The sequence below is a fragment of the Rhodanobacter sp. Root561 genome (assembly GCF_001427365.1).
Taxonomy (GTDB): domain Bacteria; phylum Pseudomonadota; class Gammaproteobacteria; order Xanthomonadales; family Rhodanobacteraceae; genus Rhodanobacter.
The window spans coordinates 172,162-184,765 of sequence record NZ_LMGH01000013.1 but is presented as its reverse complement, the minus strand read 5'-3'; the positions used below and the strand labels follow the sequence as shown (position 1 = coordinate 184,765).

At 66.8% G+C, this 12,604-nt stretch carries 9 protein-coding genes; 5 read left to right on the top strand and 4 right to left on the bottom strand.

Annotated elements, in window-relative coordinates; translation table 11 throughout:
* Nucleotides 1–57 precede the first annotated feature (57 nt).
* Genes ASD55_RS13105 through ASD55_RS13095 form a run of 3 tightly spaced genes read right to left on the bottom strand, consistent with a single transcriptional unit; the run spans nucleotide 58 to nucleotide 5,891 of the window.
* Entirely contained in the window at nucleotides 58–3,801 is a 3,744-nt protein-coding gene (locus tag ASD55_RS13105) for a glycosyltransferase (protein WP_056766741.1), read from the bottom strand.
* Nucleotides 3,802–3,820: 19 nt separating this feature from the next.
* The gene (locus ASD55_RS18475) at nucleotides 3,821–4,348 is read right to left on the bottom strand and encodes a hypothetical protein (RefSeq protein WP_056766740.1); all 528 of its coding nucleotides are present in this window, start codon (nucleotides 4,346–4,348) and stop codon (nucleotides 3,821–3,823) included.
* 40 nt (nucleotides 4,349–4,388) lie between these two features.
* A complete protein-coding gene (locus tag ASD55_RS13095) occupies nucleotides 4,389–5,891 on the bottom strand; it encodes a glycosyltransferase (RefSeq protein ID WP_082542779.1) in 1,503 nt (500 codons plus the stop codon).
* Nucleotides 5,892–5,944: 53 nt separating this feature from the next.
* On the opposite strand from ASD55_RS13095, the gene rfbB reads away from it, so the two are divergent.
* The 5 genes from rfbB to ASD55_RS13070 are packed head-to-tail and all read left to right on the top strand — an operon-like array spanning nucleotide 5,945 to nucleotide 10,796.
* The gene (gene rfbB / locus ASD55_RS13090) at nucleotides 5,945–6,994 is read left to right on the top strand and encodes a dTDP-glucose 4,6-dehydratase (RefSeq protein WP_056766736.1); all 1,050 of its coding nucleotides are present in this window, start codon (nucleotides 5,945–5,947) and stop codon (nucleotides 6,992–6,994) included.
* Entirely contained in the window at nucleotides 6,991–7,881 is an 891-nt protein-coding gene (gene rfbA, locus ASD55_RS13085; RefSeq protein ID WP_056717375.1) for a glucose-1-phosphate thymidylyltransferase RfbA, read from the top strand. Before rfbB ends, rfbA begins: the two co-directional genes overlap by 4 nt.
* Nucleotides 7,878–8,435 carry a dTDP-4-dehydrorhamnose 3,5-epimerase gene (rfbC, locus tag ASD55_RS13080; RefSeq protein ID WP_056717374.1) on the top strand — a complete coding sequence of 186 codons (558 nt, stop codon included), beginning with the start codon at nucleotides 7,878–7,880 and terminating at the stop codon, nucleotides 8,433–8,435. The genes rfbA and rfbC overlap by 4 nt, the downstream gene beginning before the upstream one ends.
* On the top strand, nucleotides 8,432–9,367 hold the full coding sequence (gene rfbD / locus ASD55_RS13075; protein ID WP_056766734.1) for a dTDP-4-dehydrorhamnose reductase: 936 nt from the start codon (nucleotides 8,432–8,434) through the stop codon (nucleotides 9,365–9,367). The genes rfbC and rfbD overlap by 4 nt, the downstream gene beginning before the upstream one ends.
* Before the next feature lie 16 nt (nucleotides 9,368–9,383).
* Nucleotides 9,384–10,796 (top strand): mannose-1-phosphate guanylyltransferase/mannose-6-phosphate isomerase, encoded by a 1,413-nt coding sequence (locus ASD55_RS13070; RefSeq protein WP_056766732.1) that lies wholly within the window; start codon nucleotides 9,384–9,386, stop codon nucleotides 10,794–10,796.
* 85 nt (nucleotides 10,797–10,881) lie between these two features.
* On the opposite strand, the gene ASD55_RS13065 is transcribed toward ASD55_RS13070, so the two are convergent.
* The gene (locus ASD55_RS13065) at nucleotides 10,882–12,447 is read right to left on the bottom strand and encodes an NAD(P)/FAD-dependent oxidoreductase (protein WP_235577812.1); all 1,566 of its coding nucleotides are present in this window, start codon (nucleotides 12,445–12,447) and stop codon (nucleotides 10,882–10,884) included.
* Nucleotides 12,448–12,604 lie beyond the last annotated feature (157 nt).

The window sequence follows — 12,604 nt, the reverse complement described above, 5'->3', positions numbered from 1 at the left end:
ATGCTACGGGCAAGCCGGCGTCTGTCCAAGCGGCGAATCACCATCTCGTGAGTTGCCTCAACTGTCGACAGGCTGCGTGTCCGGCCGCCAGGGTGGCAACCATTGCGCATGGGCGCCATCGAACAGCATGTTCCAGAGGCGGGCGGTCGTGTCCTGCCAGCCAAGCACGGCGTCGGCCTTCGGGGCGTGCCTGGCGCGGTCCGTGGCCGCCGCCTGCCGCAATGCCTCGACCAGACTTTCCACGCGCCCGCCATCGAAATAGCTGGCAAACGCCGAAGACACTTCGCGGAATACCGGGATGTCTCGCGCCATGACCGGCAGGCCGCGGCGTGCCGCCTCCACCAGCGGCAGGCCGAAGCCCTCGGCCTCGGAGGCCGCCACCAGCGCGCGAGCACCGTCATATATCTGTTCGAGATATTCGTCGCTGGCCTGTTCCAGCCAGATCATTCGGGTCCCCGCTTCCGCATGCGAACGCATCCGTGCCGCCAGTGCGTCGGACATCCAGCCTTGTCGACCGACCACCACCAGGACCGCATCGACGCCTTCGGCCCACAGCTGTTCGAACGCGTCCAGCACTAGGGCATGCCCCTTGCGTGGTTCGATCGTGCCGACCATCAGGAAAGCCGGCGACCCGCGCAAGCGCGCCAGCACCTGGCCGGCGTCCGGTGGCAACCCCATGCTCGGCCGCGCCGCACCCGGGTCGTTGCCCGGGTAGAAATAGCCCAGAGGCAGTGCGTCATGTCGCAATGGCGGATGTTCGTCGAACCACTGGCGCACGTCGTCGGCGACAAACCGGGAAATGCACAGCAGGGCATCGGCGTATCGACCAATGCACTGCAGCCAGCGCCCGTGCATCCGGGCGATGCCGTCTGGGAACCATGCCGGCTGGCGAACCGGCAGCAGGTCGTACACCACGAACAGCATGCACACGCCGCGCACGCGCCAGGCATCGAGCAGGGCCGTGTTTTCCGGCAGCGCGTCGGCCACCCAGTCCAGTCCGAGCAGGATGTCGCCCGCCCGCGGCTGCACCACCTCTTCCGGCAGTTCGAACGACGGATGCCCGAGCACCTTCAGGGCGTAACTGCCAGCGTAGCGGTAACTGCCATTTACGAGCCGCACCGGCTCGATCCGGTACTGCGCCTGCGGATGCTGCAGCAGCGCCGACAGCACGCCGTGCACCACGCGCTCGATACCCGTGTGCAGGTCGTTGCCGGCAGTGGCGGTAACGTCGACATACAGCCGCGGTCGATCCACCAAGGGCTGGTTCGCAACCAGGGCCTGTTGCAATTCCCGTCGAGCCGGAGCGTCCATGGCAAATCCGGCGTCCGTGCGCGCCAGGCCTTCCAGCAGGCGCTGTTGTCCGGCCCCCGGCGAGCGCTGGTGGAAGGCCTCGATCGCCTCGCGATAGCGTCCTGCCACTTCGGCCGGATGGTGCTGCTGCCCGATCACGTGGGCCGCTTCGGCGGCGAGCCGCGCACGTGATTCGGCCTCGTCCCTCAGCTCCTGCAGGGCGGAGACCAGCTCGGCATCACTGAACTGGTCGGCAAGTCGAAGCACCGCGGCTTCGGGCAACTCCGTCGCTGTGCCGTGGGCGTTGACGATCAGCGGCAAGCCATGGGCAAGCGCATCGAAAACCGCGGCCGAAGTCTCGCCGCGCGAGTCGGTACGCAGCTGCACCACGATGTCGGTGGCGGCCAGATAGTCGGCATAGCTGTCGGCGCTGACAAAGCCGGTGATGTGGATACGCTCGCCGCCAGCGGCAGCGCTGATGGCCGAAGTCAGCGCCTGACCATACTCACCGCCGTGGTTCTCTCCGACAAAAATCAGCCGGCAGCGGTTGTCGTTTGTCAGCGCGGATTGCAGCCATGCCTCCAGCAGACGATGGTTCAATTTCGTCGGTGCCAGCATGCCGAAGCTGCAGACCACGAAGTCATCCGGCCCGATGCCGAGAAGGCGCCGCGCCAGCCGGCGATCGCCGTAGGTACGCTGTTTCGGAAATGGCACCACCACGAACTTGTCCGCGGCCGCCGCGCCATAGTGCAGACGCGCCTGTTTCACGGCGTAGTGCGAGTGCACGATCACGCCAAGCGCCCGCTCGATCACGTCCCGGTTGACTGGCCAAGTATCGAGCGTCGAAGGGCGGCCATGACGCAGGTCGTGCAGCAAGGCGGCATGACCGTGATTGTCGTACAGCAGGCGCAGGAACGCCGAAGGCTCGCCGGCGGCGTGCGCTATCCAGTTTCTCGCTGCGCCCAGCCACGAATCGTGCAACACCACTACGCCGGGGTGCCGCTGCAGCATGCCGAACATGTGCGCGTGAAACGGCGAATTGCCGAAGTGGTACAGCACTCGATCCTCGGCCGCATGGTCCACAAACCATTGCAGCGAACGAACAGGGAAACTGGCCAGCACCCACGGATCGGTCACCTCGGCCTGATCGACCACCACGTCGATCTCGTAATGGCAGGCCAGCTCACGCAGCAGACGGGCGCTGTAATCGGCGATACCCGACCGCACCGGCGGCAACGGCGACACGTAGATCAGCCGCGGTCGGGCGCACCGCCCGCCCCGCGACTTCGCCTTGTTCCCCACATGACTCTCGATGGCCGCCAGTGCCTTGCGCGCACTGACCGGCCAGCTGAACTGACGCGCCTGCACGCGGGCGTGCGCCCGCAGGCTCTGGACATGGCCATCCCCGCTCAGCACGGCCTGCAACCTGGCCGCAATCGAACTGCGGCTGCGCGGATCGAACAATGCATCCTCGCGCCCGATCACCTCCGGCAGGCTGGCGGCGTTCGAGCCGATCACCGCGGCACCGCACGCCATCGCCTCCAGCGGGGGCAGGCCCAGCCCCTCGTGCAGCGATGGCGCCACGAACAGGGTGCAGCCTGAATACAGTCGCGCCAGCTCCTCATCCGCCAGGGTCCCGGTGAAAACCAGCCGATCGGCAGCCAGGCGATGCCGGTGTGCCACCTGGCGCAGCTGAGCTGCCGTCACCGGATCGCATCGACCGGCAAGCACCAGTTGATGCCGCTGCACGACGCTGGCAGGAAGTTCGGCGAACGCGGCGATCAATGTGTCCACATTCTTGTGCGCGTCGTAACCTCCCGCATACAGCACGAAATCCGGACGCAGGCCCCAGTCCTGCTGCCAGTGGGCCCGGCAGGCGGCATCGATCGGCATGGGCCGGAACACCGGATCGGGGGCACCGGATACCACGGCCACATCCTCCGCCCGCAACTGCAACGCGTCGATGGCCTCACGCCGCGACGATTCGGAAATCGCCAGCAGCAAACCGCAACGCTTGAGCAGGCCCAGCCGCTGGTAGTACCAGCGCCGGTAGGCGGCGTCGTGCAGGTGCCGCGCGGGATTCAGCAGCGGGATCAGGTCGTACAGGGTGGCGACATGCCGATGGTCGTCGATACCGCTGCCCAGCGCCGCCGTCGAATCATCGCCCCAGCCTTCGAACAGGCTGCTGTGCCAGATGCAATCCGCATGCAATCCGCCGAGAAAGCCCGCGTGGGCGACCCTGGCCATCTGCATGCGCCGCTGATTGCCTGGCTGACAGGCCGCAATGCCGGAGGGCAGTTCGTTGACCAGCATGCGCTCGCGCGGAATCAGCCCGTCGAACTGCTCGATGATGCCGAGCGAACTTTCATCCTGCCGCCCGTTCAGCGCCAGCCACACCTCGTGCCGGCCCGCCTCGACCGCGAAAGCCTTCGCCATCGACAGCGTATAGCGCCCGATGCCCCGATGCCGACTGTGCGATTGCGCGCCCTGGAGATCCAGCACGATCTTCATCGCGGCGTTCCGTATCCGTTCAATGGACGTTTCCGTGGTCGTTACCGGCGGCCTGCGGATACAGGCGTGAACGCAGGCGCGCATGCAGACCGGGAACCATACGCACGACCCGCCTGGCGGCACGCCGGAAAAGCGGCACGCGCAACATCGCGCGAACGAGGTTCCCGGGGCGATGGCGCCCTTCCCGGCGCCACGTGGACAACAGTCGCAGTGGCTTTGTCAGGCGCCAGGAGCGGCTCTCGACGAAGGACGCATGCATGCGTGCGTGTTCCCTCGCCAGTTCGGCCAGACGCCGCTCCAGTTCCACGCGCTCCCGATCCTGCTCGGCCAGACGCCGCAGCCGCTGATCACTGGCGACGAGCATTTCGCGATAGTCCACCTGCAGCAAGGCCAATCGATCACGCATGACGCTGTGGTCATGTTCGATCTCCACCAGCCGCGTCAGCCGCTGGTCCGCCAGCAGCCGCCAGTCGATGCCCGCGGCCGGTACCGATGCATCAGTGCGAATGGCACTGGCCGGCGACAGGCCTTCCGTCTTGTTCGTCATGTCAAAAAATCCGTCGGAGTCGCGGAAGCAAACGGCATCATCATGCAGTGCCCTGCAGTTCGTCATCGATCTGGCGCAAGCGCCGGGTCAGCACCGACATGCAGGCCTCGATCGAGAAATTGCTGGCCATGTCGCGTTTCGCCTGTGCCCCCAGACGGTTGCCCAGCGCACGGTCCTGATAGAGCGCGCGCATGTGTTGCGCAGCATGTCGCGGGTCGGGATCGGCCCATTGCTGACCGTCCGCGTAGGGGTACTGGCCCCGCTGCACGGGAATCATCCTGTAATCCACCAAACAGCTGTTCGCCGGCGTCATGAACTCCAGGTTGCCCGAATAGCCTGTCGCCACCACGGCCTTGCCCAGGCACATCGCCTCGGCCATGCCCAGTCCGAAGCCCTCGCAACGATGCAGCGAAACATAGACGTCGATGCAGCGATGCAATGACTGAAGGTGATGGCGCTCGAGCAGGTCGTCGCGCAGCTGGATGCGCGCATCGCGTGCCGCAGCCCCCAGCAACTGGATCAGCAGGGCGGTGTTGCGGTTCCCATTGCTGGACTTGATCAGCAATGAGACCTTCTCGTCCCCGCGTGGGAACGCCTTGCAAAAGGCATCAATGACCGCTTGCGGATTCTTTCTGGCGACGGTCGAATTGAAATCGAAAGAACAGAAAAAGACGTAATCGTCGTCACGCAAGCCGAAATGGTGGCGCTGCAGGCTGCTGTCACTCGTCCCCGGCACCAACGGCAGCGGCACGCGCGTCACCGGCTTGTTGCAGATCCGCCGCATCGCCTGTTCGACGAAGGCGGACGAAACCATGATTTCATCGACCTGATCGATGGCCAGTCGCCAGTCTTCGGGAAAGTTCTCCAGCTCCCAGAACCAGTAGCCGATCACATAACGGCCCCGAGCTGTCGAGATGCCGGCGCTCAGCAAGGTGTCCGCCCAATGATCCGGATTGACAAAGATCAGATCACACCGGTACGGAGAAGCCGTGCCCAGATGGGCGGCCAGCGTGCGGTCATGCCGGGGATGCGGGATATCGATGTCCACGTCGTACAACGAAACCGGATACTTCGTGGCAAGCATGGCATTCGCATAGAGTCGCGCGCATTCCCCAAGACCCAGCCAGCGGGAAAGGTACCCATGGAGATTGACTCCATGCGCCGCCGCGACGTTCGGCGGCTCATGACTGGACCCCACGTCGGGAACCGTCGGCGTGTCGCTGCCCCATTCGCTGGTTCGCCTGAAGCCCAGGTCATGCCTGATCGGCCTTTCCAACCTGCCACGGACCCATTGCCGGATCGGCAACGGAATTCCGTGACGGATTCCGGCCCAGCGCGGACTTGACAAGGTCCGCATGAGAAAACCTCTCAACATCGGATGAAGTGCTTTCAGGGAACGTACCGACACAACCACCTCAGGTATGCCTGGAACAACCATCTCATCGCGACGCGACGTGCATAAAACCGGACCAACACACTTCGGCTTCAGGCGCTCGGCATACGTGACATGAACGCCCGCAGCAGGCCGGAACCATGGGGCCATGCCACTTCACACCCCTGTATGACAGAATACTTGGGATCAAATTGGAGTGATACATGAAGATATTGCTGGTCACCGGCGGAGCCGGTTTCATCGGTGCCAACTTCGTCCTGCAGGCCATCGCCGATGGTCTGCGCGTGGTGAACCTGGACAAGCTCACCTACGCCGGCAACCCCGACACGCTGGCTTCGCTGGACGGGAACGAGCGGCACCTGTTCGTGCAGGGCGACATCGGCGATCGTGAACTGGTGGCGAAACTGCTGGCCGAGCACCGGCCCGACGCCATCGTCAATTTCGCCGCCGAATCGCACGTGGACCGCTCGATCGACGGTCCGGCCGAGTTCGTGCAGACCAATGTGGTGGGCACGCTGGGCCTGCTCGAATGCGCCCGCGACTACTGGCGCGGCCTCGACGGCGCCGCCCGCGACGGCTTCCGCTTCCTGCACGTGTCGACCGACGAGGTCTACGGCTCGCTGGGCGCCGAGGGCAAGTTCACCGAGACCACGCCGTATGCGCCGAACTCGCCGTACTCCGCGTCCAAGGCCGCCTCCGACCACCTGGTGCGGGCGTTCCACCACACCTACGGCCTGCCGGTGCTGACCACCAACTGCTCGAACAATTACGGGCCGTACCAGTTCCCCGAGAAGCTGATCCCGCTGGTGATCCAGAAGGCCCTGGCCGGCGAGCCGCTGCCGGTCTACGGCGATGGACTCAACATCCGCGACTGGCTGTTCGTGGGCGATCATTGCAGCGCGATCCGCCGCGTGCTGGACGCCGGTCGCGTGGGCGAAACCTACAACGTGGGCGGCAATGCCGAGCGCGAGAACATCACCGTGGTGAAGACCATCTGCGCCCTGCTCGACGCGCGCCAGCCACTGGCCGACGGGCGCCCCCGCGAATCGCTGATCACCTACGTCAAGGATCGGCCCGGCCACGATCGCCGCTATGCGATCGATTCGAGCAAGCTGCAGGACGAACTGGGCTGGCGGCCGACCCACACCTTCGAGACCGGCATCGCGCAGACGGTGGACTGGTATCTCGCCCATCAGTCGTGGAGCCAGCGCGTGCTCGACGGCAGCTATCGCATGGAGCGCCTCGGCTCATGAGCACGACGCAGAAAGGCATCATCCTCGCCGGCGGTTCCGGTACCCGGCTGCATCCGATCACCCGCGCGATCAGCAAGCAGCTGCTGCCGGTGTACGACAAGCCGATGATCTACTACCCGTTGGCCACGCTGATGCTGGCCGGTATCCGCGAGATCCTGATCATCAACACACCGCACGAGCAGGCGATGTTCCAGCGCCTGCTGGGCGACGGCTCGCAGTGGGGCCTGGACATCCGCTACGCGGTGCAACCCTCGCCGGACGGGCTGGCGCAAGCCTTCACCATCGGCCGCGATTTCGTCGACGGCAAGCCGAGCTGCCTGGTGCTGGGCGACAACATCTTCTACGGCCACGGTTTCACCGAGCGCCTCAAGCGTGCCGCGGCGCGCGAACACGGCGCCACCGTGTTCGGCTACTGGGTGAAGGACCCGCAGCGTTACGGCGTGGCGGAATTCGACGCCGACGGAAAAGTGGTCGGGCTGGAGGAAAAGCCCGCCACACCGAAGTCCCACTACGCCGTCACCGGACTGTATTTCTACGACGCCCGCGTCTGCGACTACGCCGCGGCATTGCAGCCGTCGCCGCGCGGCGAGCTGGAGATCACCGACCTCAACCGCTGCTACCTCGACGACGGTTCGCTGCACCTGGAGCAGCTCGGCCGCGGCTTTGCCTGGCTCGACACCGGCACCCACGAATCGCTGATGGAAGCGGGCAACTACATCGAGACGATCGAGAACCGGCAAGGCCTGAAGGTCTGCTGCCCGGAGGAGATCGCCCACCTCAACGGCTGGATCGACGACGAGCAGCTGCTGGGCCTGGCCGCGCCGCTGGCCAAGACCGGCTACGGCCAGTACCTGCAGGGCCTGGTGCGCGAGGGACACGCCCGATGAAGGTGATCCAGACCAGCCTGCCCGGCGCGCTGATCCTCGAACCGCAGGTGTTCGGCGATGCCCGCGGGTTCTTCTACGAAAGCTACAACGAGGCGAAGTACCAGGAGGCCGGCGTCGATCACCGCTTCGTGCAGTCCAACGTGTCGCGCTCGGCGCGCGGCGTGTTGCGCGGCCTGCATTACCAGTGGCCGAATCCGCAGGGCAAGCTGGTCAGCGTGCTCGAAGGCGAGGTCTACGACGTGGCGGTGGACATCCGCCGCGGCTCGCCCACCTTCGGTCAGTCGATCGGCGTGATGCTGACGGCCGACAACCATCGCCATTTCTGGGTGCCTGAAGGCTTCGCGCACGGCTTCTGCGTGTTGTCCGAGTTCGCCACCTTCAGCTACCAGTGCACCGCGCTGTATGACCCCAGGGCCGACGCCGGCATCCGCTGGAACGACGCCGCGCTCGGCATCGACTGGCCGATCAGCGCGCCGCTGCTGTCCGACAAGGACGGCAAGACGCCCCTGCTCGCGGACGTGCCAGCGGAGCGCCTGCCGGTCTACGTGGCATGAAGATCCTGCTGCTCGGGGCCAACGGCCAACTCGGCCGCAGCCTGCTCGATCACGGCGGCCTCGCCGCGCGCGGCGAGCTGGTCGCCGCCAGTCGTGATGGCGTGCTGGCCGGCGGCGGGCACGGCGAGCTCGCCGACCTGTCGAACCCCGCATCCCTGCCCGCCCTGCTCGACCGCCTGCAACCCGACCTGATCGTCAACGCCGCCGCCTATACCGCAGTCGATCGCGCCGAGCAGGAGGAGGCCCTGGCCACCCGCGTCAACGGCGAGGCGGTGGGCGTGCTCGGCCACTGGGCCGCGGCACGTGGCGCGCTGGTGATCCACTACTCCACCGACTACGTGTTCGACGGTCGGCAGTCGCAGCCGTACGTGGTCGACGCAGCCACCGGTCCGCTCGGCGCCTATGGCCGCAGCAAGCTGGCCGGCGAACTCGCGCTGCGCGACAGCGGCGCCGACCATTTCATCTTCCGCACCGCCTGGGTCTACGCGGCGCACGGCCACAACTTCCTGCGCACCATGCTGCGCCTGGGCGCCGAACGCGACGAGCTGCGCGTGGTGGCCGACCAGCACGGCGCACCCACCGACACCGGCTTGATCGTGGACGGAACGCTCGCCGCACTCGATCGCTGGTTGTCGTCGGATCGTGTGCAACGCGATGCACTGGCCGGCACCCATCACCTGGTTGCCAGCGGCGCGACGACCTGGCACGGCTTTGCCGGCGCGATCTTCGCCGAGGCCGCCACCCAGGGCCTGCTGGCGCGCGTGCCCCGCGTGCTCGTGATCGACAGCAGCGAATTCCCCACGCCGGCCGTGCGTCCGGCCTGGTCGCTGCTGGACAATGGCGGTTTCCAGCGGCATTTTGGCCTTGCCCTGCCCGTCTGGACGCGGGGCTTGCGCGATGTCGTGCGCCAGCTTGCCTCATCCATGCATTGAACGAGATCCTGCCACCATGTTGATCCCCCTCATCCTCAGCGGTGGCAGCGGCACCCGGCTCTGGCCCGTCTCGCGCAAGAACCTGCCCAAGCAGTTCCTCGCGCTCGCCGGCAAGGGCACGCTATTCCAGCAGACCATCGCGCGCACCCGCCAGTTGCCCGACGTCGTCGCGCCGATCGTGGTGGCCAGCGAGGATCACCGCTTCCTCGCCGCCGACCAGTTGCTGGAGGCCGGCATCAGGGACGCCAGCATCGTGCTGGAACCGCTGGCCCGCAACACCGCGCCGGCGATCGCGCTGGGTGCGTTGCAGGCCTTGCAGCGCGACCCCGAGGCCATGCTGCTGGTGCTGCCGGCCGATCACCTGATCGGCGACACCGACGCCTTCGTCGAGGCCGTGAGACAGGCGCAGCCGCTGGCGGCGCAGGACTGGCTGGTGACGTTCGGCATCCGCCCGGACCGGCCGGAAACCGGCTTTGGCTACATCCGCCGCGCCGACCCGATCGACCGCCACGGCTATCGCGTCGAGCAGTTCGTCGAGAAGCCCGACCTGGCCACCGCCCAGTCCTACCTGGCCGACGGCGGCTACGACTGGAACTCCGGCATGTTCCTGTTCAAGGCCGCGCGCTACCTGGAAGAACTGGCCGCGCACGCGCCGGCGATGCTGGAAGCGGTGCGCATGGCGCACGCGAAAGCCACGGTCGATCTGGACTTCGTGCGCATCGACCGCGACGCGTTCGCCCAAGTGCCCGACGACTCGATCGACTACGCCGTGATGGAGAAGACCCGCCGCGCCGCGGTGATCCCGGTCAGTTGCGCATGGAGCGACATCGGTTCGTGGTCGGCGCTGTGGCTGACCGGCGACAAGGACGCCGACGGCAACCTGCGCGAAGGCGACACCCTGGCGGTGGACACGCATCGTTCGCTGCTGCGCTCGCACGACCGCCACCTGCTGGCCACCGTGGGCGTCGACGACCTGATCGTGGTGACCACGCCGGACGCGACCCTGGTGGCCCACCGCGACGCCGCGCAGGACGTGAAGAAGATCGTCGAGCAACTGAAGGCCGCCGGCCGTAGCGAACACTCGCTGCATCGCGTGGTGCACCGCCCCTGGGGCAATTACGACTCCCTGGAGGAAGGCGAGCGCTTCCAGGTCAAGCGGATCCAGGTCAAGCCGGGCGCTTCGCTCAGCCTGCAGAAGCACCATCATCGCGCCGAGCACTGGATCGTGGTCTCCGGCACCGCCGAGGTCACCTGCGACGACAAGGTGTTCCTGCTCGGCGAGAACCAGAGCACGTACATCCCGCTGGGCAGCAAGCACCGCCTGCGCAACCCCGGCAAGGTCGTGCTGGAACTGATCGAGGTGCAGTCCGGCAGCTATCTGGGTGAGGACGACATCGTGCGTTTCGACGATGTCTACGGCCGCGTCTGAGCGCGACGGCCGCTGCCGCAGCGGGCCACGGATTCGCTGAAACGGGAACCTCGATTCGCCCCATGGCTGCCGACCGCCACGTCGTTCAGGCCGTCTGCGCGCACTTCGCCGACGCGGGCCAGGAGCCCGTCCCGGCGGTGCGCAGCACGGCTTGGGCCGCCCATTCGCCGGTCTCGCAGCCACCTTCCATGAAGCCCTGGTTGTCGAACGCGCAATGCTCGCCGGCAAAGTGCAGGTTGCCCACGCGCTCGCCGATGGCGCCACGGATGCCGGTCCATTGGCCTGGCAGGAAGCACGCGTAGCTGCCCAGGGTCCACGGGAACGTGGGCCAGTGCATGCGCGCCTCGCGCGCCCCGTCCCTCGCCCCGGACAGTCCCGGGAAGACCGCTTCCAGTTGTTGCACGGCGGCGGCAGCCTGCTGCTTCGCGCTGCCGCTTCCCAGCTCGACGCCATGCCGTCCGCCGGTGAAGTTGGTCAGGATGCCGGCCGTACCAGGCTGCATGCGGCTGGTTTCCCAGGTGGTCTGCAGCGGCAGGTCGGTATAGATGGCGCCACCGCTCTGGTGGCGCGTGTGCCAGACCCGCTCGTTGAAGCCGATCATCAGCTTGGCGTTGGTGCCATAACCGAGTTCGGCGATCGCACGGCGTTTCAGCGCCGGCAACGCCGCGTCGATGCGTACGCGGCGCAACGTGGTGAAGGGCAAGGCCAACACCACCTGTTGCGCGCGCACCTCGAATGCGCCGGCATCGCGCTTGAAGCCCAGCACGTAGCGGCCATCGGCACCCTGGCCGAGCGACTCCAGCACGCTGCCAGTGTGGATGGCGTCGGCCAGTCCCGCGCCCAACCGCTGCACGATCAGGTCGTTGCCGCCGCGCGCGTGGAAGCGCTCGTCGCTTTCGCCGAAAATGCGGAAATGGTCCCGACCCGGATCAATGAAGGTGAGGAAATTCAGCGCGGACTGTTCGTCGCAGTCCAGACCCATCTCCGTCGTGTAGGCCACCTCGATCAGGGTGCGCAGCCAGCCGCTGGCGCCCTGGCGATCCAGCCATTGCGTGATCGTTTCGCGATCCAGTCGCTGCGCGCCGCCGGGCGTGGCCGCGGTGATTTCTTCCTCCGGCAAGGTCGCCGCGTCGCGGGCGATCGCCGCGGCCAGCGGCGCGAATTCGCGCAGGATGTCGTCCTCGCCGTAACGCCGACCGTTGCAGAACCAGATGTCGCCGAACGCAGCCGTGGGATCGCGCGACAGGTCGTCCAGTTCGATGCCCAGCTCACAGGCCAGCGCGCGGATATGCGCGTGGCCGGTGTCGATCAGCTCGCCGCCCAGTTCGCACACCTGGTTGTCGGCGAAGTGGCCGCGCAGGCTGAGCATGCGCCCGCCGATGCGCTCCTGTGCCTCGTACACACGCACCGGCACGCCGGCCTGGCGCAACCGGTGCGCGCAGGTCAACCCGGCCACGCCGGCGCCGACCACCACCACTTCATCCGTGCCGGTGGCGCGAAGGGGCATCGGCACGCGTGCGCAGGCGCCCAGCATCAGCGCCGCGGAAGCCACCGCCGATTGCCGCAGGAATCGGCGCCGCGCATGATCCACCCGCAAGCTGCGTTCGCGCGCAATCGCCTCATCCAGCGGTTCGCCCGTACTCCGGGACACGGCCGCAATCGCCGCAGCCCGCCGCAACACATCGACCAGAGCCGTCCGAGCCATCGTCTTACCCCCAGTCGGTACACCCCCGCGCACGGGCGCAGCCTACGCCGAATCTGCCACCGCATCGATTGCAACGACAGGTATCCCGGGGCTACTCCCGACG